Origin of the sequence: Nitrospirillum viridazoti CBAmc (assembly GCF_000730165.1) — a bacterium.
In the GTDB taxonomy this organism is placed as follows: domain Bacteria; phylum Pseudomonadota; class Alphaproteobacteria; order Azospirillales; family Azospirillaceae; genus Nitrospirillum; species Nitrospirillum viridazoti.
On sequence record NZ_CP022110.1, the window covers coordinates 2,838,070 to 2,862,271 of the forward strand.

Annotated in this window: 24 protein-coding genes; 13 read left to right on the forward strand and 11 right to left on the reverse strand. The window is 68.6% G+C overall.

Annotation, left to right across the window (positions count from 1 at the left end):
• Positions 1-43: 43 nt before the first annotated feature.
• Positions 44-295, forward strand: coding sequence for a hypothetical protein (locus tag Y958_RS13115; RefSeq protein ID WP_088872316.1), 252 nt, complete (start codon positions 44-46; stop codon positions 293-295).
• On the opposite strand, the gene Y958_RS13120 is transcribed toward Y958_RS13115, so the two are convergent.
• Positions 296-1,978, reverse strand: a complete 1,683-nt coding sequence (locus Y958_RS13120; RefSeq protein ID WP_088872317.1) for a Na/Pi cotransporter family protein — start codon at positions 1,976-1,978, stop codon at positions 296-298.
• Between the two features lie 50 nt (positions 1,979-2,028).
• Positions 2,029-3,120 carry a winged helix DNA-binding domain-containing protein gene (locus Y958_RS13125; RefSeq protein ID WP_088872318.1) on the reverse strand — a complete coding sequence of 364 codons (1,092 nt, stop codon included), beginning with the start codon at positions 3,118-3,120 and terminating at the stop codon, positions 2,029-2,031.
• A gap of 198 nt (positions 3,121-3,318) precedes the next feature.
• On the opposite strand from Y958_RS13125, the gene Y958_RS13130 reads away from it, so the two are divergent.
• The 3 genes from Y958_RS13130 (at position 3,319) to Y958_RS13140 (ending at position 6,585) form a co-directional block, all read left to right on the forward strand.
• Positions 3,319-3,870 carry a thioredoxin family protein gene (locus Y958_RS13130; protein ID WP_088872319.1) on the forward strand — a complete coding sequence of 184 codons (552 nt, stop codon included), beginning with the start codon at positions 3,319-3,321 and terminating at the stop codon, positions 3,868-3,870.
• A gap of 149 nt (positions 3,871-4,019) precedes the next feature.
• Positions 4,020-5,990, forward strand: coding sequence for an ATP-binding protein (locus Y958_RS13135; RefSeq protein WP_088872320.1), 1,971 nt, complete (start codon positions 4,020-4,022; stop codon positions 5,988-5,990).
• Positions 5,977-6,585 carry a response regulator transcription factor gene (locus tag Y958_RS13140; protein WP_088872321.1) on the forward strand — a complete coding sequence of 203 codons (609 nt, stop codon included), beginning with the start codon at positions 5,977-5,979 and terminating at the stop codon, positions 6,583-6,585. Before Y958_RS13135 ends, Y958_RS13140 begins: the two co-directional genes overlap by 14 nt.
• Before the next feature lie 47 nt (positions 6,586-6,632).
• On the opposite strand, the gene Y958_RS13145 is transcribed toward Y958_RS13140, so the two are convergent.
• On the reverse strand, positions 6,633-7,301 hold the full coding sequence (locus tag Y958_RS13145; protein ID WP_088872322.1) for a winged helix-turn-helix domain-containing protein: 669 nt from the start codon (positions 7,299-7,301) through the stop codon (positions 6,633-6,635).
• Positions 7,302-7,403: 102 nt separating this feature from the next.
• Entirely contained in the window at positions 7,404-7,997 is a 594-nt protein-coding gene (locus Y958_RS13150) for a winged helix-turn-helix domain-containing protein (protein ID WP_186291191.1), read from the reverse strand.
• A gap of 216 nt (positions 7,998-8,213) precedes the next feature.
• On the opposite strand from Y958_RS13150, the gene Y958_RS13155 reads away from it, so the two are divergent.
• Positions 8,214-10,469: a TonB-dependent receptor gene (locus Y958_RS13155; protein WP_244909299.1), complete on the forward strand. Its 2,256-nt coding sequence runs from the start codon at positions 8,214-8,216 to the stop codon at positions 10,467-10,469.
• The gene (locus Y958_RS13160) at positions 10,469-11,773 is read left to right on the forward strand and encodes a histidine-type phosphatase (protein ID WP_088872324.1); all 1,305 of its coding nucleotides are present in this window, start codon (positions 10,469-10,471) and stop codon (positions 11,771-11,773) included. The genes Y958_RS13155 and Y958_RS13160 overlap by 1 nt, the downstream gene beginning before the upstream one ends.
• A 167-nt stretch (positions 11,774-11,940) precedes the next feature.
• Here the strand turns inward: Y958_RS13160 and Y958_RS13165 are convergent, their stop codons facing one another.
• On the reverse strand, positions 11,941-12,960 hold the full coding sequence (locus Y958_RS13165; RefSeq protein ID WP_088872325.1) for an RICIN domain-containing protein: 1,020 nt from the start codon (positions 12,958-12,960) through the stop codon (positions 11,941-11,943).
• Positions 12,961-13,953: 993 nt separating this feature from the next.
• Here Y958_RS13165 and Y958_RS13170 point away from each other — a divergent pair.
• The 6 genes from Y958_RS13170 (at position 13,954) to Y958_RS13195 (ending at position 18,601) form a co-directional block, all read left to right on the forward strand.
• Positions 13,954-14,886 (forward strand): replication protein RepA, encoded by a 933-nt coding sequence (locus Y958_RS13170; protein ID WP_088872326.1) that lies wholly within the window; start codon positions 13,954-13,956, stop codon positions 14,884-14,886.
• Between the two features lie 172 nt (positions 14,887-15,058).
• Positions 15,059-15,880: a hypothetical protein gene (locus Y958_RS13175; RefSeq protein WP_088872327.1), complete on the forward strand. Its 822-nt coding sequence runs from the start codon at positions 15,059-15,061 to the stop codon at positions 15,878-15,880.
• An 80-nt stretch (positions 15,881-15,960) separates the two neighbouring features.
• Complete coding sequence (locus Y958_RS13180; protein ID WP_088872657.1) at positions 15,961-17,487, forward strand: YifB family Mg chelatase-like AAA ATPase; 1,527 nt, start codon at positions 15,961-15,963, stop codon at positions 17,485-17,487.
• A gap of 83 nt (positions 17,488-17,570) precedes the next feature.
• Entirely contained in the window at positions 17,571-17,795 is a 225-nt protein-coding gene (locus Y958_RS13185) for a DUF4160 domain-containing protein (protein ID WP_211098500.1), read from the forward strand.
• Positions 17,779-18,033 carry a DUF2442 domain-containing protein gene (locus tag Y958_RS13190; RefSeq protein WP_088872328.1) on the forward strand — a complete coding sequence of 85 codons (255 nt, stop codon included), beginning with the start codon at positions 17,779-17,781 and terminating at the stop codon, positions 18,031-18,033. Before Y958_RS13185 ends, Y958_RS13190 begins: the two co-directional genes overlap by 17 nt.
• 16 nt (positions 18,034-18,049) lie before the next feature.
• Positions 18,050-18,601 carry a cysteine hydrolase family protein gene (locus Y958_RS13195; RefSeq protein WP_244909300.1) on the forward strand — a complete coding sequence of 184 codons (552 nt, stop codon included), beginning with the start codon at positions 18,050-18,052 and terminating at the stop codon, positions 18,599-18,601.
• Between the two features lie 16 nt (positions 18,602-18,617).
• On the opposite strand, the gene Y958_RS31985 is transcribed toward Y958_RS13195, so the two are convergent.
• From Y958_RS31985 to rph, 6 genes are all read right to left on the reverse strand, one after another.
• A complete protein-coding gene (locus Y958_RS31985) occupies positions 18,618-18,785 on the reverse strand; it encodes a hypothetical protein (RefSeq protein WP_186291192.1) in 168 nt (55 codons plus the stop codon).
• Between the two features lie 145 nt (positions 18,786-18,930).
• Positions 18,931-19,698, reverse strand: a complete 768-nt coding sequence (locus tag Y958_RS13200) for a hypothetical protein (RefSeq protein ID WP_088872330.1) — start codon at positions 19,696-19,698, stop codon at positions 18,931-18,933.
• Between the two features lie 187 nt (positions 19,699-19,885).
• Positions 19,886-20,188 (reverse strand): hypothetical protein, encoded by a 303-nt coding sequence (locus tag Y958_RS13205; protein ID WP_088872331.1) that lies wholly within the window; start codon positions 20,186-20,188, stop codon positions 19,886-19,888.
• 64 nt (positions 20,189-20,252) lie between these two features.
• Positions 20,253-21,422 (reverse strand): radical SAM family heme chaperone HemW, encoded by a 1,170-nt coding sequence (gene hemW, locus Y958_RS13210; protein ID WP_088872332.1) that lies wholly within the window; start codon positions 21,420-21,422, stop codon positions 20,253-20,255.
• A complete protein-coding gene (gene rdgB, locus Y958_RS13215) occupies positions 21,410-22,009 on the reverse strand; it encodes an RdgB/HAM1 family non-canonical purine NTP pyrophosphatase (protein WP_088872333.1) in 600 nt (199 codons plus the stop codon). Before rdgB ends, hemW begins: the two co-directional genes overlap by 13 nt.
• Before the next feature lie 156 nt (positions 22,010-22,165).
• Positions 22,166-22,885 (reverse strand): ribonuclease PH, encoded by a 720-nt coding sequence (gene rph / locus Y958_RS13220; RefSeq protein ID WP_088872334.1) that lies wholly within the window; start codon positions 22,883-22,885, stop codon positions 22,166-22,168.
• Between the two features lie 174 nt (positions 22,886-23,059).
• Between rph and hrcA the strand changes: the two genes are divergently transcribed.
• Positions 23,060-24,094 (forward strand): heat-inducible transcriptional repressor HrcA, encoded by a 1,035-nt coding sequence (hrcA, locus tag Y958_RS13225; protein ID WP_004272342.1) that lies wholly within the window; start codon positions 23,060-23,062, stop codon positions 24,092-24,094.
• Positions 24,095-24,202 lie beyond the last annotated feature (108 nt).

Sequence of the window (24,202 nt, forward strand, 5' to 3'; positions counted from 1 at the left end):
CTGGCTGCTGGCCGCCACCACCCTGGACCCGGCCGACGCGCAGGTGGCGTCGGGCACGGCGGCGCACCTCTACGGCTATGGCTACCAGGTCTGGGTGCTGCCCCCCAAGCTCAGCCCCGACGGCCGCCGGCTGTTCGCGCTTCTAGGTGCCGAGGGCCAGTACATCTTCGTCGACCCCAAGACCAAGCTGGTCATGGTCCAGACCTCGGTCAAGACCGACAACCTGCCCCTGACCAGCCCGCATTCGGAGACGCTGGCCCTGTGGCTGGCGGTAATCCGCGAATGGGATAAGTGATCAGTCCCCATCCTCCCGCGTATCCGCCGGCTGATGGCCCTTCAGCCGGCTGGGCAGCAGGTCGCCGGAGCGTTCCAGGACGGGATAGGCCGCCGCTTCCGCCAGATGGGTGTTCACCCGTTTCAGGTCGCGCAGCAGGTCCAGATGCAGGGCGCTGGTTTCCGCGCTGTCCACCCGGCCGGCGCTGAGGCGGGCGAAGTGGGCGGTGGTGGCCTGGTTCTCGCGCCGGCGGAACGCCTCTTTCTCGCCGGCCAGCAGCCGGGCGGCGCGGGCATCGCCGGTCATGAACAGCGAGCCCGCCGTGCGCAGGTTGACGATCAGACTGTCGATCAGGGCCAGCAGATCCCGTTGCCCCTCGGCCGAGAAAACCAAGCCGCGTTTCAGCCGCTTGCGCGCCAGACCCATCAGGTTGCGGTCCACCACATCGCCCGCGTGTTCCATATTCATGGCGAAGGTCAGGATTTCCAGCGCCCGCCGCTGGTCCGCGTCCGACAGGGCGTCGCTGTCCAGGGTGGAGAGATAGGCCTTGATGGCGGTGTTCAGCCGATCCAGCACGTCGTCCATGCGCTTGGTCTCAGCGATGCGGCGCCGGTCGCCCTCATCCAAGGCGTCGCGCAGGCCCTGCAGCATGGCCTCCAGCACATCCACCAGGCGCAGGGCCTCACGCGCGGCGTTGCCCAGGGCCACCACCGGCGTGTCCTGGGCCGACGGGTCGAGGTAGAGCGGACGGCCCGGATCGGCCGCATCCATCCTGGCCGGCAGCAGGCGGGCCAGCAGCCGGGCGTACAACGGCAGCAAGGGGAAGCACAGAAGCGCCACCGCCAGGTTGAACAGGGTGTGGAAATCGGCCACCGCCCGGGTCACGTCCGGTTCCAGCCCCACCATCAGGCGGCCGAGGTGCCCGAGGGCCGCCAGACCCAGCAGCACCGCCGCCGCCCGGTTCAGCAGGTTGCCCAAGGGCAGGCGCCGGGCGGCGGGGTCGTTACCGGCGGCCCCCTCCAGCACCGGGTTGATGGCGGTGCCCAGGTTGGCGCCCAGCACCAGAGCGAAGGCGGCGTGGGGCGGCACGGCCCCCTGCGCCGCCAGCGACATGGTCAGCAGCACCACCGCCACGCTGGAATGGGCGGCCCAGGTCAGTGCCGCCGCCAGGATGACATCCACCACCGGTTCGGTGGCGATGGCGCCCAGGATCAGGCGCAGGCTGGGCGCATCCTCATAGGGCGCGATGATCGCCAGCAACTGGTGCAGGGCCATGAGCATGAGGCCCAGGCCGATGAAGGCGCGGCCCATGTCGCGCGACGGGCTGACGCCCCGGCGGAACAGCAGGAAGCCCACCAGGATCAGCACGGGAGCGATGGAGGCGACGTTGAAGGACAGGGCCTGGACGATCAGGGTGGTGCCCACGTTGGCGCCCAGCATGACGGCCAGGGCCGGCACCAGATCCACCAGCCCGCCGGCCACGAAGCCTGAGACCATCAGGCCGGTGGCCGTACTGCTCTGCAGCAGCGCCGTGACGCCCATGCCCACCAGGAAGGCCTGGAACCGGTTGGCCAGCGCCCGGCCCAGGACCGCGCGCAGACGGGCACCGAAGGCGCGCTGCACACCGGTTTGCACCATGTGCACGCCCCACAGCAGCAGGGCGACGGCGCCCGCCAGCTCGGCGATGGCGAAGGTGAAGTCCATGACGGCCAGGGTCCGCCCCGGGGCGCCCCGACGCAACACGGACCATGGGACTAGGAAGATGGGGGCACCACCTTCACCTCCACCGCCGGCGCGTCCGGTTCCAGGAAGCGCAACAGCGCCTCCCCTTCCTCGCGCAAGGCCGCCTCATCTGCGATGGTCAGAGGAACGAAGGGCTCCAGCGTCAGGGTGGCCAGCTTGGCCTTGCGCGCCGTTTTCCAGATGCCGGCGACAAAGCCGTCCACCAGGAAGGTGGCCGCGACCTGAAGGTTCTTGGACACGATGCGCGGGCGCCAAGCCTCATCCACGATGCGGGTGCGATCGGCGTGGGCCAGGATGAGGTTGTCGAAAGCGGGCACGTAGCGCACGGGCGCCGGCGTCTCCGGCGGCGGGCGGGGGGCGTCGGGCAGGTCCCACAGCGCCCTTCCCTTCTCATCCCGCAGCACCACCAGTTCCGCCGCCATGGACTCCAGCACCGGCTTCAGCCCCTTCAGCCCGCACCAGGCCTGCATGTCGGCGGCGGTGGCGGGGCCGAAGGCGGCAAGATAGCGGCGCACCAGCCCCTGCAGGTCGCCCTGCAAATCCACCGGCCGCTCCAGCCATTCCTCCGCCGCCACGTACAGCGGGTCGTTGGCGATGCCCCAGGGGCTGTCGTCCGGCGCCGTCACCAGCGGCAGATGGCAGCGCACGGCGTGCCCCATGGCGCGGTCGTCCGCCTCATCCGGAAAGGCGTGGGCCAGATGGGCGCGCAGGTCGGTGAAGGTGCGGGGCAGGGACATGAAGGGCCGGGCCACGGCGGCGATGGGCAGGGGGTCGATATGGCGGGTGCGGTCGCCCAGGCCGAAGAAGGCGGCGGTCAGCATCGGCTGCATCAGGCCGCGCCAGGCGGCGTAGTCGGCAGCGCTGACAAGGTGCTGGGTGCCGCGCAGCAGGGTGGCGCGCACCACGTGGCGTTCGCGCAAAGCCGCCAGCAGGTCGTCGCGCCGGAAGCCCAGTAGGCGGGACCATAGGCCGATGAAAGGCGGGCGCGGTTCCTGCGCCTGCAGGCCCGCCGTCGCCTCCACCGCCGCGACCACGCCGGCGGCATGGCGCGACAGCAGCATCTGGCGGGCCAGCAAGGCGCGGTTCAGGTCCGCGCGGCTCATGACCTTATTATCTACATTGGTCATTGTGGTAATCCTTCCGAACCAGATGCCCATTATTCGTCAAATGCCGGGCGGTCATGCGGCCGGCGGTGGGAATAGGTCCCTGGCGGGGCTTTCCCTGGTGCCCATATCAGGCATAATGACCTGAATTCGCGCTTGGAAAAGTGCGACTGTCCCCTTGTAGCCCAGGAGCCTGCGATGACCGCCCGCACCACCCTCTCCGCCCTGGGCGTCGCCGCCCTGCTGGCCCTGCCCCTGTTGGCCCCCGCCGCGGCCACCGCCCAGGTCGCCGCCCCGCAGGTGGGCAATGTGGAACTGAAACAGCCCCTGCCCTATCCCTATGACGAGGCCATCGACAACGCCGCCGTGAACGCCCAGGTGGACGCCGCCCTGGCCAAGGCGAAGAAGGAGCACAAGCGCGTGCTGCTGGACTTCGGCGGCAACTGGTGCGGCGATTGCCGCGTGCTGGCCGGCCTGGTGGAACTGCCGCAGGTCCACAGCTTCCTGGACAAGAATTACGTCCTGGTGACGGTGGACGTGGGCCGCTACACCAAGAACATGGACGTGCCCGCGCGCTTCGGCGTGCCGAAGTTCAAGGGCGTGCCTACCGTGCTGGTGGTGGAGGCCGACGGCACCCTGGTGAACGGCGACGCCAGCTTCGACCTGACCGACGCCCGCCACATGGACCCGCAGGCCGTGGTCGACTGGCTGGCCAAGTGGGCCCCGCCGTCGAAGACGGCCTCCCGGTAAAACTCCGTCGAAGGCGGCGTCCCGATGAGGCACGGCGTCACAAGACCGTAACGCAAGGGCCCTATCACAGGCAGATGAAGGAACCGCCTTCATCCTGTCCGTGATGGGGCCTTTTGCTGTCGACGTCAAATTCCCGTTGGCCTTGGGCCTTGCTGGCGTTGTACCCGCTGGCCGGCCTGCTGGACCCGCTGCTGGTCTCGGCCGTGCCCGGCTGGGCGCCGTGGAACGTGCGCGCGGGCATCGGCCTGGCGCTGGTCATGCTGTGGGGCGCGCACCGCCTGCCCCTGGTGATGCTGGCGGCCGTCGCCGGCCTGGCCCTGCGCGCCGGCCTGGTGCCGGCCAGCCATCCCCTGGCCGCCAGCATGGCCATCCCCACCCTGGCCGAGCCGCTGGTCTTCGCCCTGCCCGCCCTGCTGCTGGCCCGCCGCCTGCGCCAGGATGGCGAGGGCTTCGTGCTGGAGGATGTGGATGGCGTCATGCGCCTGGCCGGCCTGACCATGGCCGGGGCGCTGGGGCAGAGCCTGCTGCTGCTGGCCCTGGCCTGGGTTTTGCCGGCCTGGCCCCTGGCGGGATGGACGCTGACCGGCTGGGACGGGCGCGCCATGACCGCCGACCCGCTGACCGTGGCCCTGCAGCACTGGGTGGGCGACGTGGCCGGCGTCACCGTGGTGGCGACCCTGGCCCTGATGGCGCTGCGCCTGGCGCATCCCCTGCACCCCGCCCGCCTGCTGCGCGCCCAGATCCTGGGCCAGGTTGCCGGCATCTGCCTGTCGGTGGCGGTGATCTTCCCCCGGGTAGTAGGGTCGCGCTTCTACCCCGTGTTCATCCCCCTGGTGTGGGTGGCGGCCGGCAGCGGCCTGCCCGGCGCCGTGCTGGCCTTGGCCGGGCTGGAGGCCGCCCTCAGCCTGGGCATCGCCGTTTGCGACATCCAGCCCTATCAGGCGCTGAAGCTGCAAATCCTGATGCTGTCGCTGGCTATGACCGGGCTGCTGCTGGGCGCGGTGATTTCCGAGCGTGAGCGGGTGCGCGCGGCGGCGGCCAAGGGCGAGGCGCGGTTGAAGACCCTGATCGAGTTGGCGCCCGACGGCATCGTCATCCTGGACGCCGACGGCCGGGTGGAGGAGGTCAACCGCCTGGTGGCCGACCTGACGGGCCGGGCGCCGGATACCCTGCGCGGCCGTCCCCTGGCCGACCTTCTGCGCCGCGAGGGCGGCGAGGAATGGCTGGTCGCCGCCGACGGCCATCCGCTGCCGGTGGAATCGTCCCTGGCCATGGTGGAGGAGACGGGCGGGGTCATGGGCGTGCTGACCATCCGCGACATCTCCGCCCGCAAGCGCGCCGCCGCGGCCCTGGGCCAGCACCGCGCCGCCGCCGAGCAGGCCAGCCGCAGCCACCTGACGGAGGAACTGGCGGCCGCCCTGGCGCATGAGCTGAACCAGCCCCTGTCGGCCATCGTCAGCTACACCGGCGCCTGCCGCCGTATCCTGGAATCCGAAAGCCAGTCCAAGGCGCTGGAACTGATGGGCAAAGCCGCCGCCCAGGCGGAGCGGGCCGGCGCCATCATCCGCCACCTGCGCGAATTCTACCGCACCGGCCAGGTGGACACCGCCCCGGTGCCCGCCGGCGACCTGGTGGCCGGCGTCGCCCGCCTGCTGGCGGATGAGGTGGCCAACGCCGGCGCGCGGCTGGACGTGGTGGTCGGGGATGGCTTGATCCTGTCCATCGACCGGGTGCAGGTGGAACAGGTGCTGATCAACCTGGTGCGCAACGCCCTGGACGCCCTGGCCGACGGGGCCACCACCGACCGCCGCATCCTGATCGACATGCGGGCGGCGGAAGACGGAGCGGCCCCCCCGACCCGGGCCGACATCCGCGTAGCCGATACCGGCCCCGGCATCGCGGAGGAGGTGGCGGGCCGCCTGTTCGCGCCCTTCACCACCACCCGGCCCACGGGCATGGGCCTGGGCCTGAGCATTAGCCGCGGCATCGTCGAGGCCCATGGCGGCCGCCTGCGGGCCGGCACCGGCACGCTGGGCGGTGCCGCCTTCTCGTTTTCTCTGCCTTTGGTGCTGCCCGCCGAGGAAGCGCCCACCCAGGAGGCACCCAATGCCGCAGCCTGAACTGACCCTGGCCATCGTCGATGATGACGAGGCGGTGCGCGACGCGTTAAGCGCCCTGTTCCAGGCCGAAGGCTATCCCGTGGCCACATACCCCTCGGCCATCGGCTTCCTGGAGGCCGGGGCCGACAGCGTGCCCGGCTGCGTCATCGCCGACATCAACATGCCGGGCATGACGGGTCTGGAGTTGCAGGCGGAGCTGGCGCGGCGCGGTTGTCCCCTGCCCATGATCATCCTGACCGGCCAGGGTGACGTGCCCAAGGCGGTGACGGCCCTCAAGGCCGGGGCGGTGGATTTCATCGAGAAACCCTTCGCCATCGACGCCCTGGTGCGGGCGGTGGAGACGGCCATGGCGCGCTTCGGCCACACCCTGCGCCACCAGGCGGAATTCCAGGCGGCGCAAAGCCGGCTGGAGACTTTGAGCACCCGTGAGCGCGAGGTCATGGACCTGCTGGTGGCCGGCCATCCCAACAAGGTCATCGCCTGGAAGCTGGGCATCAGCGCCCGCACGGTGGAAAACCACCGCGCGCGGGTCATGGAAAAGACGGGCTGTGACAACGTACCCGCCCTGATCCACTTGAGCATGGCCGCGACATGACGGCCCCGACATGAGGACCCCTACATGATGGACAGCCGGCGGCGGCATCAGGCGGCGGCCCGGGTCTCCATCACGGCGGACAGCAGGCAGTAGCCAACGCCGCGCAGGGTGTGCAGCAGGCGGGGCTGCCCCGGCCCGTCCAGTCGGCGGCGCAGGCGGGAGGCCAGGGCATCTACGGCATTGTCGGCCACGTCCAGGTCACCGGCCCACAGCCGGTCGAGGATGGCGCTGCGCGGCACCACCGCCCCTTCCGCCTGCAGCAGCAGGACCAGCAGCTGGAACTCGCGTGAGGATAGCAGGATGTCGCGGCCGGCGCGGCGCACCCGGCGCTGGCGCACATCCACGGTCAGGTCATCCAGAACATAGGCCAGACGCGGCCCCTGGCGCTTCAGGCGCAGCAGGGCCAGCAGGCGGTCCACCACCAGATCGCCGGGCAGGGCGGCGTCTACCTGGTCATCGGCACCCAACGCCAAGGCAGCGGCGCGGTCCGCCTGCTCCGCCGCCAGCGTCACCACCAGGGCGCCGGCGAAGATCCGTCGTGCGCGGCTCAGGCGCTCGGGCAATTGACGGGTGTCATCGGACAGCACCACGACGTCGGTCATACGGGGCGCCGGCGGTAGGGCCGCCAGGGTGTCGACCTGCCAGCCGCGTTCCCTCAACAGCCGCGACAGCCGCGCGACGCCGGGCGAGGCCTTGCCGATGATAAGCGCGCGCATGGGAATCACCCGCCTGGTGGAACCATGCCGGTACCCTAGGCGGCCGCCGCCAGCACCGATATCCGGTATACTACCTAACGCTCCCGCCTATCGTTTCCCAGCTCACCGTTTAGGGGCCGGCGTCCCCAGCACATAGCCCTGGTGGCCGCGGGTGTGCAGCGGCACGGCCGGCCCCAGGGCGCAGCGCAGGCTGTGGATGTGCGCCGTCAGGCGGCCAGCGCTGTCGGTCGCATCGGGCCATAGCCGGGCCCGCAGTTCCGCCGCCGGCACCACCTGCCCGGGCCGTTCGGCCAGCAGCAGCAACAGGTCGAAATCCAAGGGCGCCAGGGCCAGCGGCCGCCCCCGGCACCAGGCCACCCGGCGATCGACGTGCAGGACGAGGTCGCCCACGCGCAGGGCTTGGTCGCCGGGTGCCGTCAGCCGGGCCAGCGCCGACAGGGCCACCGCCACCGCCGTCGCCGCCGTATACAAAGGCAGCACCATGTGCGCGCCAGCCCGCAGCAGGGCGGACTCGGCCTCCGCCCCCACGGTGGCCAGGCACAAGGTGGGCCACTCTTCCCTGAGATGGCGCGGCAGCGCCCCGGCATCGGCGGCGATCAGCAGGCGGACATCGGGCACGCCGTCCTGGGTAGCGTCCCACCCCAGCGCTGCCAGTTCCTGAATCAGTCCCCCGGCATCGCAGTCCAGCGCGGTCAAGGCAAGGCGGCCCGTCATCATCCCGTCATGTATTGGTCAAATGAAATTCACAAGAAAACGGGCACCGTCTAAGGCCTTATGCCGCCGCGGCGATCGGCGATACCTGAAATTTCCGTCAGGCTGCCGTCAAGATCCGCATCCCGTCCCGACTGTACCAGCGCGGCACGCGACTTTGCAAAGCGCCGTCCAAGGTGCCGCGATCAACGAAGGGGGACGATGATGACGATGAAGCCGGAAACCCGCCCGAGCAGGGCCACACTGATGATGGGCGCCGCCGCCGTGGCCATGGCGCTGGCCGCCCTTGCCCCGCCCGCCCGCGCGGCCGACGCGCCCGCCCCCTCTGGTGGGGCCGATGCGGACGCGCCCATGACCGAGATCGACGTGGTGGCCAAGGTCATGCGCGTTTCGCCCTCCAACGTGCCGCTAGAGGCGACGGAGCCCACCTCCATTGTTCCGGAAGGCTTCCTGCGCGACAACATCGTCCCGCTGTCCAGCTTCGACGACATGGTGAAGTTCCAGCCCAGCGTCTATGCCCAGAGCCCCAACGGCCCCGGCCTGGGCAAGGCGGAAACGCTGAGCCTGCGCGGCTTCCAGGACAGCCAGTTCAACATCACCTTCGATGGCATCCCCTTCGGCGACGCCACCGACCTGCACCACACCAGCTCCGCCCTGTTCGTGGCCCATGACATGGGCCAGGCGGAGGTGGACCGGGGCCCCGGCACGGCCTCCACCATTGGCAAGGCCACCTTCGGCGGCACCCTGGGCTTCCTGTCCAAGACCCCGTCGGAAGATCCGGGCGTCACCGCCTACGGCACCTATGGCAGCTGGAACACCAAGGGCATCGGCGGGGAGGTCGACACCGGCCGCACCGTGCTGGGCCGCATGTTCTTCGACGTGCAGCGCACCACCTCCGACGGCTACCTGACCGGGGCGGAAGAACAGCGCACCAACTATTTCTTCAAGGATGTGCTGGACATCGGCGAGCGCACGACGGTGACGCTGGTGGCCAGCAAGAACCATTCGTTCGAGTACACCACCCAGGGCGTCACCCTGGCCGACCTGGCCAAGTACGGCGACAATTGGGGCCTGGGCGACAACCCCAAGGCCCAGTCCTATTACAAGTACCAGCCCAGCCGCTATACCTCGGACTTCGACTACATCCGCGTGCAGTCGGAACTGACGGACGGCCTGAAGCTGGACAACACCGCCTACACCAACGGCTTCGGCCATCATTACAAGGAATCGTCGGACGCCAGCGACAGCAACCCCAAGGATGTGGGCGTCACCGTCTACAACGCCGCGGGCAAGAAGGTGGCCACCTATGCCGGCGACATCCCGGGCAAGGAGGCCAACGCCAACTACCGCACCTTCGGCGACACCTTGCGCCTGACCGACAGCCTGTCCTTCGGCGACATCAAGGCCGGCGTCTGGTACGACCGCCAGCTGGACCACCGCCATTCCGAATCCTATGACTGGACCCAGAACATCCTGATCACAGGCAAGTACGGCACGCCCTACACCTATCAGTACCGCGACCTGAACACCACCTGGCAGCCCTATGCCGAGTTCGACTGGAAGGTCACGCCGGACCTGACCCTGATCCCGGGCGTGAAGGTCACCAGCTTCACCCGCGACGTCGACGCCCTGTACAACAAGACCAAGCCCCCGGCGCCGCTGAACTACAGCGAGACCTATACCGAGGCCCAGCCCTCCATCGCCGCGCACTACACCATCCAGGAAGGGTGGACCGCCTACGCCCAGGTGGCCAAGGGCTTCCTGGCGCCGCCCATCGACGTCTTCCAGGTGGCCAAGATCGCCTCGATCAAGCCGGAAGAGACCATGAACTACCAAGTCGGCACCGCCGTGCAGCATGGCCGCTGGATGGTGGGCGCCGATGCCTATTACATCGACTTCAGCAACTACATCTCCACCAGCCAGGTGCCTGGCACGACGGAGACCACCTTCGTCAACGGGTCCGGCGCCATCTACAAGGGCCTGGAGATGGAGGCGCAATACGCCCTGACGGACGCCCTGTCGCTGTACGCCAACGCCAGCCTGAACCACGCCCAGTACAAGGACAATTACGTCTGGGTGGCGAACACGCCGCAATGGATGGCCACCACCGGCGTCATGTACGACAGCCCCGAGGGCCTGTACTTCTCCGCCATCGGCAAGGTGGTGGGCCCGTTCTACGGCCAGGACAACACCACCGACGCCAAGACCGGCCAGCCGGACTTCGCCAACGCCTATCGCATCCACCCGGTGTTCACCGCCGACGTCTCGGTGGGCTGGCGCCTGAAGGACCTGGGCTATCACCTGGTGGACGTCACCCCCAGCCTGAAGATCGGCAACCTGTTCGACACCCACCGCATCAACGGCTTCGCCGGCACCCAGTCCGCCACCGGCGACGCGCTGTACTGGACCACACCGGGCCGCAGCGTGTTCTTCAACCTGTCGGTGACGGGGTGGTGATGAAAAAAGGCCTGTTTCTTGGCCTGTTGGCGGCCAGCCTGATGGCTGGCCCCGTCCAGGCCGACACCACCGCCTCCGCCTCCCACGAAGTTCTGGAACGGGTTGTCATGCTGTCGCGCCACGGCGTGCGTAGCCCCACCAAGGGCCTGGCGGAACTGCGCCGCCTGTCGGACCAGGACTGGCCGGCCTGGCCCGTGGACCGGGGCATCCTGACCCCCCATGGCGCCGACGCCATCCGCCAGTTGGGCCTGTACCTGGGCGCCCAGTACCGCTGGCGCGGCCTGCTGACTGCCAACAGCTGTCCCGCCGAGAACAGCATCTTCGTCTGGGGCGACAGCGGCGACCAGCGCACCCGCGCCAGCGCCCAGGCCCTGGCCGACGGGCTAGCCCCCGGCTGCGGCCTGAAGGCCCATGGCCTGGCGCCGGACAGCCCCGACGTGCTGTTCGACGCCGCGTCGGGCGGCGCCTGCCCCATGGACGCCGCCGAGGCCACCAAGGCGGTGATCGCGGCCAACGGCGGCGACATTGCCACCGTGCCGGCCAGCGTGGCGCCCGCCCTGGCGGCCCTGGTGCAGGTGGTGGCGCCCAAGGCCTGCGCGCCGGGCGTCGCCTCCAATTCCCCCGCCGGCGCCTGCTTCGCCACCGGCCCCGCCAAGGTGGTGGACAAGGGCGGGGAGGTGAAGGTGGACGGGCCCCTGGCGCGGGGCGCCATGCTGGCCGAAAGCGTCTTCCTGGAATACGTGCAGGGCATGCCCGCCGACCAGGTGGGCTGGGGCCGCGCCGGCACGCCGCAGGCGCTGGCCGCCATCCTGCCGGTGCACGACTATCAGGCCGACCTGACCCGCCGCACCCCCTACATCCCCAGCCACAACGGCGCGCTGCTGGCCCGCCAGATCGTGGCCGGGGTGACGGGGGAGGCGCCGGCCGCACCCCTGGCGCCCCCCTTGGCGCCCGTGCCGGCGGGGGCCAGGCTGATCTCCATCCTGGGGCATGACACCAACCTGTCCAACGTGGCCGGCCTGCTGGGTCTGGACTGGACCCTTCCCGGCCAGCCGGACAAGACGGCGCCCGACACCACCCTGGCGTTCGAGGTCAGCCGCGACACCGCCACGGGCAAGCGTTATGTCCGGGTGGCGCTGTACTACCAGACGCTGGAGGATCTGCGGCAAGCCGCCGCCCTGACGCCGGCCCACCCGGCGGGTAAGGTTGACCTGCCCCTGCCCGCCTGTGGCGGCGACCGCTGCACGGTGGAGGACTTTGCCACCCTGGTGCGCAAGGCGGTGCCGGCGGCCTGCTGGCGCTGAGGGGCGAAACCGACAGGCGGCCTTCCCATCATCCGCCGCCTGTGAGGAAGAGGCGGGGCGGTCTGCGGAACCGCCCCGCCTTCCGTCTTTTGGGCCGGTAAGGTCCGAATCGTCGCTCTCGAAACGACGGGCGGGACAGCCTGGCCATCCCGCCCGTCGGTCATCGATCAGTGATGGCCGTTGGCCCGGGCGGCCACGCCGGCCTTTTCCTGTGCCTGGGCCCAGACTTCGGCCACGGCGGCGGCCACGGGCCGATTATACTCCGCCTCTTCCTCGGCTGGCGCGGCCTCACCCGTCCACAGGACGCTGGCCGCGCGGGCCTGGGCCGCGGGCACCACGGTCTGCCAGATCTCATTGGCCTGGCCGTGGCCCCAGCTCCAGGTTCCCATGGCCAGCGGGCCCTTGGGGATGGGGTGCGGGTTGCCGAAGACGTTCCAGTTTTGGCCCGAGTCGATCCAGGGCCGAATGGCCTGGAAAGCGCCGCTGCCGCCATAGGTCCACAGCGAGTCGACATTCAGCTGGTTGGGTGCCCGCTGCAGCAGGGACGAGCCGTTGCCGTCGCCGCTGACATAGGCCAGCAGGCCCGACGCCTTGTTGACGATGGAGAAGCCGCCGATCCACTGCGTGGCGGTGAAAACGAAGGCGGCCGGCGCCTGCGTGGCGTAGTTGTCATCCACCACCAGGGCACCGGCCGTGTTCTTGGGATCGACGGACAGCTGCAGATAGGGCGCCATGCCCGACACGAAGGAGAAGGTCTGGGTGGGTCGCGGCCACACGGCGCTGACGGTCTGGACCTGCCAGATCTCGTTGCCGGCGCCCCCACCCCAGCCCCACGTGCCAACGACGGTGCCCACCGCCGGGTGGCCGCCCAGGGCGTTCAGGTTTTGTGATGTCCGCAGGGCCAATCGGATGGCGGTGAAATCCTGATTGGGCCCGGTCTTCTGCCAGATGTCGCCATGGCTGGACAGGCCGACGGGCTGGTCATCGCCGCCGAAGGCCAGATACGTGCCGGTGGCGACGTTCTTGAGGTAGAAGCCGTTCAGCGCCGGCTCCTCCACCCATTGCTGGTTGGCGTCGGTGCCGTCCAACCATCGCATGATGATACGGCCGGGGTTGGCGGGGTCGTTGGAGACGACCAGATCAGGCAGGGTACCGACTTGGATGACAAGGTTCGAGTTGACGCTCATGTCGTTTTCTCCCGTTGTCTGCGGCGGCCCATTCCTGCCTCACGGGACAGGTGCGTCGTTCGTGGAGGCATGGGATGGCCGCCCAGGGGCGGACACCGGCGGCGCCTGCACCCCTTATGGTCCGGACCTGAGGGCATAGGACCGGGGGGACTTTTGCGATACTCGACAGGGGCAACCGCCCCGGTCCCATCCGGCGGCCTTACAATGTCATCACCACCGTTTAAATAGTAGAGTATCTGAGTCAGTAAACCTTAAGGGGATATTTTGGTTAACGGCGTATTGATAGGATGTCGCCACTTCATTATTGCCATCTTTAATGTTTAGGATTTGTGACCTTCGTTTCCTGCCCTCCATCCCCGACCGCCGGTAAAGTCCGTGCCCCGCCCGGCCAGGGCCGGTAAAGTCCGAGTCCAGGAAAAAGCGCCACAGCAGAACAGCCCCGTCCCAAGGTCGGGGCCGGTAAAGTCCGAGTGGACCGGGCGCCCCTGGGCCTGAGCGGCGGCCCGCGGCTATGCCGCCTCCTTCCCTCAACCATCCTGCCCACCGAAAAGGCCCGGACTCCCACCGGCAAGGCCGGTAAAGTCCGAACCCAAGAGCGAGTCGGAACCGCTTTCGAGTCCACCGGAGTCGATCCCGCGCGCCCGGACGGGGTGATTCGTCACGATTCGGCTCGGACTTTACCGGCCAGGGTAGAGTTATCCACAGACTCGGGCGCGTCTCCCCCGGACTTTACCGGCCACAGGATGCGCCGGCGCCCATGGGGCGCATGGGAAGAACAGTTTTCCCCCGGACCTTGCCGGCCGGATGCCGGACTCTACCGGCCCGACTCGGGTTTATTTCCCGGACTTAACCGGCACCTCAAATAACAGACTCCAAATACCCCACAAATAGCGGGGGCCGGTAAAGTCCGACCTAGATTTAGTGATTTGGCTTTGAAACACTCCGGCCATCAACCGACATCGACCGACCGACTGGCAGGGAGCGAAGGGCGCCATGGCCGACATTCACCGTCTCATCCTGGAACATGGCGTGGACCGGGCGCGCGAGATGGCGACCAGCAAGAGCGGCCGCGCCCTGGTGGATGTGGCCGCCGCCATGCTGGCCCAGGAAGAGGACAGCATGGGCATCACCCATGCCGGCTTCGCGCTGACCAGCCTGCCCCACCGTTCCATCGACAAGGCGCCGGAGCCGGAATACCACCGCAAGGAAACAGGGCGCTGCACCCTGATCGTGCAGAGCGGCCGGCACGCCGACGGCAGCCTAGTGGGCGTGCCCTATGGCGCCAAGGCGCGCATGATCCTGCTGTATTTGCAGACGGAGGCGTTGAAGACCAACTCCCGCCAGGTGGAACTGGGCAAGAGCTGGCATTCCTGGCTGAAGGCCATGGGGGAGAGCCCCGGTGGCAAGACCTATCGCCTGGTGATGGAACAGGCGCAGCGCATCACCGCCTGCAGTCTGCAGTTCCTGTGGGAAACGGACGCCTCGGTCACCCGGCAGAACGCCGGCTTCGTCAATAATTCCATCCTGTTCAAATCCAATCCCGACCAGCGCCAGGTGGCCCTGTTCCAGGACGTGATCGAGCTGAACGAAAGCTTCTACGACAGCCTGAAGCAGCATGCCGTGCCCGTCTCGGAAGCGGCCCTCCGCCACATCAGCGCCAGCAGCACCGCCATCGACGTCTACATCTGGCTGGCCTACCGCCTGCACGTGCTGAACCAGGCGACGCCGGTGCGCTGGGCCGCCCTGCGCCGCCAGTTCGGCGAGCACTACGCCAAGCTCAGCCACTTCAAGCCGGTGTTCCTGGACGCGCTCGCCCTGGCCACCGCCGTCTATCCCGAGGCCAAGGTCGAGATCGCCGACGACGGGATTGTCCTGCACCCCTCGCGCCCGCCCATCGCGCGAAGGGAGGCGGCACTTATTGCGTAACAGCCAAGATGGAAGCTATACTTCTTTTGCGTGTATTTTGCGACTCGACAAAGCCATAGGTCGCAACCCTCACAGTTAACTTGCTTACCCGCCGAAGACTTGGGCGGGTGTCTCTCCTGCGCTTGGACATGGTCCCCGACCAGGGCTTTGACACGCTTCAAGGGGTGAAGGAATGGCAAATCCAGGCCGCGCGCCTCGCCGTATTCACGTCGCGCTTCTCGGCTTGGGCGCGGTGGCGGTCCTGCTCGCTGCCCTGTTCTTTTTCCGGCCCATGTCACTCCTGCAGCAAACCGAAGCCGTCGCCGACTTTTCCAGCCTTCAATCGAAGGCGCCCCATCCGGACCTTCCGCCGCCACCGGAATCCCCGGTCCCTCCGGCAACGCCGGCGGAACCCGCCCCGCCCGCCGACTTGCGCAAGGTCGATGATGTATTGAAGACGCTGGCCCCCGCCAATGTCGCGTTCAATACGCCGGATCGGGCCCGCCTTGGCCAAGCCTTGGTCATTACCGCCAAGATTTCCACCCGCCTTCCCACCAACGAACTCCAAGTGTTGATCGAGGGCCCGGGTTCAGTGGCCGTCGGGACGCTACAGGTCTCCAGCCGAATGTCGGCAACATTGAGTGGCGGCGCCTTCGACGTGACCCCTGCCGGCCCTCAGGAGCAGTGGATGTCGGACAATCAGGTGACAACTTGGACCTGGACGGTCACGCCCAAGGTGGCGGGGCCGCAGATGCTGATATTGTCATTCGATGCCCTGATCAGCATCGACGGGCAACAAGCGCCGCGCACCTTGAACACCTTCGCCCGTCAGGTAATGGTGGAGGTCGGCTGGCCCCGCACGGCGACTGAATGGCTGGAATTCATCAAGACCAAAGGCGGCGATATTTCCTGGATTTGGGCCTCGCTGCTCGTTCCCCTGGGTGGCGCGATCTGGGCGCTCATCAAGTGGCTGCGCAAGCCGCCCTCGGCCCCTCCCCCCGCCGACTATTCCTGACGCCTAGCCGATGACCCTGGCGCCAGTATCGCCCCGGCCCTACACTACCCGGGCGTGCAGAAGCGGATAGGATGGGGCCGGTGGTAGCGCGGGTTTCGACGGTGGCCTTCCAGGGGGTGGACGTCCTGGATATCGACGTCCAGGTGCAGATGTCGGGCGGGCAGGTGGCCTTCACCGTGGTGGGCCTGCCGGACAAGGCGGTGGCCGAAAGCCGGGAGCGGGTGCGGGCCGCCCTTCACGCCCTGGGCCTGGCCCTGCCGCCCAAGCGCATCACCGTGAACCTGGCGCCGGCCGACGTGCAAAAGGAGGGCAGCCACTACGACCTGCCCATCGCCATCGCCCTGCTGACCGTCATGGGCATCCTGCCGGATGAGGACATCAAGGGCTTCTGCGCCCTGGGCGAATTGGCGCTGGACGGCGCGCTGACGGCCGTGGCCGGCACCCTGCCCGCCGCCATCCACGCGGTCGCCACCGACCGGGGCCTGATCTGCCCGGCGGCCTGCGGCGGGGAGGCCGCCTGGGCCGGGGAGCTGGAGGTGCTGGCCCCGCGCACCCTGCTGGAGCTGATCAACCACTTCAAGGGCACCCAGGTGCTGTCGCGGCCCCAGCCCAAGATGGAGGAAGATGAGCCCGGCGCCCTGCCAGATCTGGCCGACATCAAGGGGCAGGAGACAGCCAAGCGCGCGCTGGAGGTCGCGGCCAGTGGCGCGCACAACCTGCTGATGGTGGGGCCGCCGGGGTCGGGCAAGTCCATGCTGGCCGCCCGCCTGCCCGGATTGCTGCCGCCCCTGGAACCGGCGGAAGCGCTGGACCTGTCCATGATCCATTCCGTGGCCGGCAAGCTGGAGGGCGGGCGCCTGATGCGCCGCCGCCCCTTCCGCGACCCGCACCACAGCGCCAGCCTGCCGGCCCTGGTGGGCGGCGGAGTCCGGGCCAAGCCGGGGGAGATCAGCTTGGCCCACCAGGGCGTGCTGTTCCTGGATGAGTTGCCGGAATTCGCGCGGCCCACGCTGGAGGCCCTGCGCCAGCCGCTGGAGACGGGGCGGGCCACGGTGGCGCGGGCCAACGGCCATGTCACCTATCCGGCGCGGGTGCAGCTGGTGGCGGCCATGAACCCCTGCCGCTGCGGCCATCTGGACGACCCGGCCCAGGCCTGTGGCCGCGCCCCCAAATGCGCCGCCGATTACCAATCCAAGATTTCCGGCCCGCTGTTCGACCGCATCGACCTGCATGTCGACGTGCCGGCGGTGAAGGCGTCCGACCTGTCCCTTCCGCCGCCGCGTGAGACCAGCGCCATCGTCGCCGCCCGCGTCGCCCGGGCGCGCGGCATCCAGGCGGCGCGCTACGCCGCGCTGGTGAAGCCGGGCCACCCCACCATTCGCACCAATGCCGAGGCCGATGGCGAGCTGCTGGAGAAGGTGGCCGCCCCCGAGGCCCCCGGCCGCGCCCTGCTGACCGAGGCCGCCGACCGCCTGCGCCTGTCCGCCCGCGGATATCACCGCGTCCTGCGCGTGGCCCGCACCCTGGCCGACATGGAGGGCAGCGACGCCGTGCGCCGCGTCCACATCGCGGAGGCGCTGAGCTACCGCCGGGTGGTGGTGCGGTGAACACAGCGAAGGCTGACGTACCTATGATATGCTTCGCAGCCAACGAACTGTTGGAGAGTTAGCCTCATGCCGACTGTGTTTCGTTGGAATGGCTTCAGTTCTATTTCTTTTCCAACGAAGGCAGCCCGCGCGAACCGGTCCATATCCATGTCGAGCGGGGTGGTGACGAGGCCAAACTGTGGCTTTATCCCGAGGTGCGCATAGCCGATTGCGTGGGCTTCAGCCGATCAGCCCAGGCCGATCTGGTCCGAATCGTAGAAGCCCGGCGGCAGGAGATCGAAAGGGCGTGGAATGAGCATTTCCGCTAAGACGCTGCGCTTTGATGAACACACCCTTTGGGTGGATCTGACCGACGGCCGCACCATTGGCGTGCCCCTGGCTTGGTTCCCCCGCTTGCTGCGGGCGACGCCGGAAAAGCGGCAGCGTTACCGCATCAGCGCCACTGGTCGAGGCCTGCACTGGGATGACCTGGACGAAGACATCTCCGTCGCCGGCCTGCTGGAGGGCCGGGGCGATATGACCCAACCTGCCCCCAATGCGGCCTGAAACCCACCCACCCGCCTTGCTCCTCATCGACCTGCAACGCGCCATCGACGACCCGCGCTGGGCGGCGGAAGGGCCGCGCAACACCCCCGACGCCGAGGCCAATGTGGCCCGGCTGCTGGCTGCCTGGCGCGCAGCCGGGCACCCGGTCATCCATGTGCGGCATGATTCGGTGGAGCCCAATTCCACCTACCGTCCCGGCACGCCCGGCCACGCCTTCAAGGAGGAGGCTATGCCTGCGGCGGGCGAGAGCGTGGTGGCCAAGCGCACCAACAGCGCCTTCATCGGCACCGGCCTGGACGACCTGCTGCGCGGGCGGGGCATCATCGCCCTGGTGGTGGCCGGCGTCATCACCAACAACTCGGTGGAGGCCACGGTGCGCATGGCGGGCAACCTGGGCTACGCCACCACGGTGGTCAGCGACGCGACCTACACCTTCGCCAAGCGCGACGGCCGGGGCCGGTTGTGGAGTGCCGAGGACGTGCACGCCCTGTCGCTGGCCAACATGGACGGCGAGTATGCGACGGTGGCGACGACGGAGACGGTGCTGGCTACCCTTCTTCCTGGCTAAGCCAGCGTCTTGGCCATCAGCGAGCCAGGAAGTCGTCCAGGACGTCATCGGACAAGGAGACGTCGTCCCCGATCCGCAGGCCGGCCAAATCACCATAGCCCACGGGCGCCATCGGCAACGCCGACAGCCGAACCACCGGCTTGCCGTTGCGGGTGATGATGATCTCCCTCCCCAGCCTCGGCACGGGATATCAGCGCCGCGAATTCCGCCTGGGCCTGGGCCATTGAAACCTGGGTACTCATCAGATGACTCCGGCCGATCCAACGCCCCTTCATAGGGTCAGCAGCAACACATCAAGGCAATGGTCATAATTCCAAGAAAGCGCTTCGCTACTCCGGCCGGAACGCCGCTTGGATGACAGGCCCCAGGTCCGCCATCTCCGGCGGCAGGCGCATGACCAGCTCGCGCAAGGCCATGTCGTCATCCGGAAACAGCAAAGCGCTGCCGATGATGGGCAGGGGCCCTGGGGTGAGATGGCTGTCCGTGCCCATGCCCTTTTGTCCGGCGGGCGTCACGAAATCCACCGAAGTGGGGCTGTGGCGCACGACGGTGTCCGTCGGATAGGGCCCCCAGGTGTATTCCGACTTGTCCGCCAACCCTTCGTCGATCACGCCCTGGACGTAATCCTTGGCGACGGGGAACACGCGGGCGGCGACCTGCGCGACCTCGAACCGGCCCGACGTGTCACCGTCCAGCCAGACCAGTTGCAAGGCCGGGCCCTGGATATGCTCGGCCGCCTTGATCAGGTCGGGGCTGGCGAGGGGGTTGGCCGTCACCAGCAGTTGGGAACCGTTGGAGCCATAGAGGGCCAAGCAGTGCCAGCCCTTAGGGGCAAAGCTGCCGATGCTGCCGGCCTCGGCCGACGCCGCATAATAGGCCAAGCGCCCCGCCGCCTTGGCGGCCAGCGCGGGGGGCAAGGACGGAACAGTGCCTTTCCTGGGCGCGGCCTGCGGACCCATCTGGCCATCGGCGGGGCAACCGACGAAAGGAATACCGGCAGCCACGGCCGGTTTCAGGGTGAACGCCGTCCCCATGATCAGGGCACAGCAAAGGATCCGACGCAGAGCGGCGGTAGGCAGGCGGAACGGCGCGGGCATGGGGGGACGGCCTGATTTCAAAGGGTCCGGGCACAGCCAAGCATGGCACCGGCCAACTACTTCCTCAAGCTCAGCCGATGGCGCGGGATGACGCAGGGGGCGGGCGGAAGACGTGCATGCCCTGTCGCTGGCCAACATGGAGGGTGAGTGCGCCACCGTGGCGACGACGGAGGCGGTGCTGGGGGGCTTAAGGCAGACATTCCTTCGGAATGAAGGGGCGGACATCGTCGTCCGGCGTCGCGGGCGCGATGGCGTCGGCATAGGGATTGCCCGTGTGCGACCGGAAACCGTAGCGAGCGCACGCCCGCAGGCATTGGTCGGCAATGCGCAGCTGAGGCGCTCCCTCCTCAAACCGATAGGGGCCGCTGCGGCATGTGACAGCCTGACCTGTCTGCGGGTTGCGGAGGGGGAACTCGTCCCGGTGAGCACAACCGCCGGCAAAAAGTACGCCCGACAGAAGGGCGAATGCGACCTGCTTCGAAATTTCCATTCCCCCCTGCTCGTGCTCGGAGGAACGTGGCCTAGGAAAACGGTAAAATCGGGGCGACGGCACCCTACCCCAGCAGCGCCGCCAGCACGCCGTTCAGCCGCTGGCGGCCATCCGCCGTGGCGGTCAGGCGATCGCCGTCCAGGGTCAGCAGGCCGTGGCGGGACAGGCGGTCCACCGCTGCCATATCCACCGGGCTCACACCACCCGCCTCGGCCGTGAGGCGGGCCAGGCTGACGCCCTCGGCCAGGCGCAGGCCCATCATCAGGGCCTCGCGCCCGCGCTGCTCGGGCGTCACCCTCTCATCGGCATGGGCGCCGGTGCCGGCCTCCTCCACCCGCTGCAACCAGATTTCCGGGGCGCGGTGGGTGCGGGTGGCGGTCTTCTCACCCTTCAGCGTCAGGCGGCCGTGGGCGCCGGGGCCGATGCCGACATAGTCGCCATAGCGCCAATAGACCAGGTTGTGGCGGCTTTCCTGGCCGGGGCGGGCGTGATTGGACACCTCATAGGCCGGCATGCCCGCCTGGTTCAGCAGAACCTGCGTCGCCTCATACAAATCGCCCGCCAGATCCTCATCCGGCACCACCAGGTCGCCGCGCTGGTGCAGGGTGTGGAATTGGGTGCCTTCCTCGATGGTCAACTGATAGAGCGATAGGTGGCCCACCGCCATGTCCAGCGCCTGGGACAGCTCATCCTGCCACGCCGCCACGGTCTGGCCTGGGCGCGCATAGATCAGATCGAAACTGAAACGATCGAAGATACCCTTGGCCATGGCGATTACGGCCATCGCCTCGCCAGCCGAATGCTTGCGGCCCAGCACCTTGAGGTCGGCATCGTTCAGGGCCTGGATGCCCATGGACAGGCGGTTGACGCCAGCGGCGCGGAACCCGGCGAAGCGCGCCGCCTCTGACGAGGTGGGGTTGGCCTCCAGCGTCACCTCGACGCCATCAGTGATGCCCCAATGGTGGTTGGCCCGTTCCAGGATGGCCGCCACCGTTTCCGGCGGCATGAGCGAGGGGGTGCCGCCGCCGAAGAAGACGCTGCTGAGGCGGCGCCCCACTGGCACGCGGGCGGCGAAATGGTCCATCTCCCGCAGCATCGCGGCACGCCAGCGGGCCTGGTCCACGCCCTCGCGGACATGGCTGTTGAAGTCGCAATAAGGGCATTTGCTGGCGCAGAACGGCCAGTGCACGTAGAGGCCGAAGCCGCCCGGTACCGTGTCGGTCAGCGGAAGCATCGCTCCACCAACTGGCGGAAGGCCTGGGCCCGGTGGCTGATGGCATGCTTCTCGTGCGGTTCCATCTCGCCATAGGTCACGGTGTAGCCGTCCTGGACGAAGATGGGATCGTAGCCGAAGCCCCGGTCACCGCGCGGCGGGTTGACCAGCTGGCCATGCACCTCGCCCTGCACCGTTTCCACATGGCCGTCCGGCCAGGCGATGGTCAGCGCGCAGATAAAGCTGGCGTCGCGCGGTGCGCCGGGCGGCAGCTCCCGCTCCACCCGGGCCATGGCGGCGGCGAAGTCCTTCTCCGGCCCAGCCCAGCGGGCGGAGTAGATGCCGGGGGCGCCGTCCAGGGCCGCTACCGCCATGCCGCTGTCGTCCGCCAGCGCCGGCTTGCCCGCCGCCTTGGCCGCCGCCAGGGCCTTCAGCTCCGCGTTCTCGCGGAAGGTCAGGCCGGTTTCCTCCGGCTCCGGTAGGCCCAGCTCCCCCGCCGTGGGGAAGTGGGCGACGTGGTCACCCAGCAGGGCCGCGATCTCCTTCACCTTGCCCTTATTGTGGGTGGCGATGATCAGGGTGTCGCCGGTGAATTTGCGGTTTGTCATGTGCTCGCCTCAGACGCCGGCGGGGCATCCGCCCCTTGGCTTATCCTCGTTTTCCAGTCCACTACGCTCCCCGGAAAACTCCGGCGGCCCCGGTCGGGGCCTAGGGGCTTGGCTGTGATGCCAAGCCCCTAGGGAACTCATCTGGGTTTGCTGCGGTCAGAGGCCCAGGGCCGTCTTCTGCAGGGCGGTCAGCTGGCCGATGCCGTGGCGGGCCAGGCGCAGCAGCTCGTTGAACTGCGCCTCGTCAAAGGGGCGTTCCTCGGCCGTGCCCTGGATTTCCACGATGCCGCCGGCGCCGGTCAAGACGAAGTTGGCATCGGCCTGGGCGTTGCTGTCCTCGGCATAGTCCAGGTCCAGCACGGCCTGGCCGTTGTAGATGCCGCAGGAGATGGCGGCCACGCTGTCGATCAGGGGGATCTGCTTCAGTACGCCGATGCGCATCAGGTGGGTGAAGGCCTGGTGCAGGGCGACGTAGCTGCCGGTGATGGCGGCGGTGCGGGTGCCGCCATCGGCCTGCAGCACGTCGCAATCGATCTTCACCTGGATTTCGCCCATGGCCTTGCGGTCGGTGACGGCGCGCAGCGCGCGGCCGATCAGGCGCTGGATTTCCTGGGTGCGGCCGGACTGCTTGCCCTTGGCGGCCTCACGGTCGGTGCGGCTGTGGGTGGCGCGGGGCAGCATGCCGTATTCCGCCGTCACCCAGCCCAGGCCCTGGCCGCGCAGGAAGGGCGGCACCTTTTCCTCGACACTGGCCGTGCACAGCACGTGGGTGTCGCCGAAACGCACGAGGCAGGAGCCTTCGGCGTACTTGGCGAAGCCGGTCTCAAGCGAGACGGCGCGGAGCTGGTCGGCGGCGCGGCCGGAGGGGCGGGTCATGGCGGGGCGGTCCCGTAGCTGTCATAGGGTGTTTTCGAGGCCCTACCTAGCGACGGAACCATCGCCCTGTCCACCCCGGATGTGGCGGGCGGCCCCGGCGATGATTGATAACACCGCCGTCCATCATTAGATTTAAGGGCATTCTTCCCCATCCATCAGGCCCCGCCCCCAGGCATGATCACCGAGCTGAACCAGCGTTCCCGCGACATCTTCCGCCAGATCGTGGAAGCCTATGTCGAAACGGGGGAGCCTGTAGGCAGCCGCACCCTGTCGCGCCGCCTGGGTATCGCGCTGTCGCCGGCCACCATCCGCAACGTCATGGCAGACCTGGAGGAACTGGGCCTGCTGAAGGCGCCGCACACCTCCGCCGGGCGGGTGCCGACGGACGTGGGCCTGCGCCTGTTCGTCAACGGCCTGCTGGAGGTGGGCGACCTGTCGGATGACGAGCGGGAGAGCATCGACGCCCAGTGCGCCGCCTCCGGCCGGTCCCTGCCCGAGGCGCTGGAGGAGGCGACGACCATGCTGTCGGGCCTGTCGTCCTGCGCCGGGCTGGTCATGGCGCCCAAGACCGACCGGCCGCTGAAACATATCGAGTTCGTGAACCTGCAGCCCGGCCGCGCCCTGGTGGTGCTGGTGACGGAAGACGGCCTGGTGGAGAACCGGGTGGTGGAGGTGCCCATGGGCATCCCCTCTTCCGTCCTGCAGATGGCCAGCAACTATTTGAATGCCCGGGTGGTGGGCCGCACCCTGGCCGAGGCCCGCACCCGGCTGCAGGCCGAGGCGGAGGAGCAGCGCACCCAGCTGGACGAACTGACCCGCCGGGTGGTGGACACCGGCATGGCCACCTGGGCCGGCAGCCGCAGCAGCGGCGTGCTGATCGTGCGCGGCCAGGCCAAGCTGCTGGACGACGTCAGCGCCCTGTCGGACCTGGAGCGCATCCGCAGCCTGTTCGAGGCGCTGGAGACCCGCGACGCCATGATGCGCCTGCTGGAGGCCACCGGCCAAGCGGAGGGGGTGCAGATCTTCATCGGGGCGGAGAACAACCTGTTCAGCCATGCCGGCTGTTCCCTGATCGTCTCGCCCTACACCAACGGCAAGGACCAGATCGTGGGCGCCATCGGCGTCATCGGGCCCACGCGCATCAACTATGCCCGCATCATCCCCATGGTGGACTACACCGCCAAGGTCATCAGCCGGATGATTGGGTAGACCGGTCGACCACCGGCCGAACAATTCGGCCCACCCGCGCTTTATTCCTGGCCGGATCCCCGCATCGCCTCTGGCGCGGCGGGCGCGGTATGCCTATCTTCTGCCCGT

Bases quoted from the DNA above. Each gene is read 5' to 3' on its own strand.
- Y958_RS13120 (WP_088872317.1), bottom strand. From the start codon at position 1,978: ATGGACTTCACCTTCGCCATCGCCGAGCTGGCGGGCGCCGTCGCCCTG.
- Y958_RS13125 (WP_088872318.1), bottom strand. From the start codon at position 3,120: ATGAGCCGCGCGGACCTGAACCGCGCCTTGCTGGCCCGCCAGATGCTG.
- Y958_RS13130 (WP_088872319.1), top strand. From the start codon at position 3,319: ATGACCGCCCGCACCACCCTCTCCGCCCTGGGCGTCGCCGCCCTGCTG.
- Y958_RS13140 (WP_088872321.1), top strand. From the start codon at position 5,977: ATGCCGCAGCCTGAACTGACCCTGGCCATCGTCGATGATGACGAGGCG.
- Y958_RS13145 (WP_088872322.1), bottom strand. From the start codon at position 7,301: ATGCGCGCGCTTATCATCGGCAAGGCCTCGCCCGGCGTCGCGCGGCTG.
- Y958_RS13155 (WP_244909299.1), top strand. From the start codon at position 8,214: ATGATGACGATGAAGCCGGAAACCCGCCCGAGCAGGGCCACACTGATG.
- Y958_RS13160 (WP_088872324.1), top strand. From the start codon at position 10,469: ATGAAAAAAGGCCTGTTTCTTGGCCTGTTGGCGGCCAGCCTGATGGCT.
- Y958_RS13165 (WP_088872325.1), bottom strand. From the start codon at position 12,960: ATGAGCGTCAACTCGAACCTTGTCATCCAAGTCGGTACCCTGCCTGAT.
- Y958_RS13170 (WP_088872326.1), top strand. From the start codon at position 13,954: ATGGCCGACATTCACCGTCTCATCCTGGAACATGGCGTGGACCGGGCG.
- Y958_RS13175 (WP_088872327.1), top strand. From the start codon at position 15,059: ATGGCAAATCCAGGCCGCGCGCCTCGCCGTATTCACGTCGCGCTTCTC.
- Y958_RS13190 (WP_088872328.1), top strand. From the start codon at position 17,779: ATGAGCATTTCCGCTAAGACGCTGCGCTTTGATGAACACACCCTTTGG.
- Y958_RS13200 (WP_088872330.1), bottom strand. From the start codon at position 19,698: ATGCCCGCGCCGTTCCGCCTGCCTACCGCCGCTCTGCGTCGGATCCTT.
- Y958_RS13205 (WP_088872331.1), bottom strand. From the start codon at position 20,188: ATGGAAATTTCGAAGCAGGTCGCATTCGCCCTTCTGTCGGGCGTACTT.
- hemW (WP_088872332.1), bottom strand. From the start codon at position 21,422: ATGCTTCCGCTGACCGACACGGTACCGGGCGGCTTCGGCCTCTACGTG.
- rdgB (WP_088872333.1), bottom strand. From the start codon at position 22,009: ATGACAAACCGCAAATTCACCGGCGACACCCTGATCATCGCCACCCAC.
- rph (WP_088872334.1), bottom strand. From the start codon at position 22,885: ATGACCCGCCCCTCCGGCCGCGCCGCCGACCAGCTCCGCGCCGTCTCG.
- hrcA (WP_004272342.1), top strand. From the start codon at position 23,060: ATGATCACCGAGCTGAACCAGCGTTCCCGCGACATCTTCCGCCAGATC.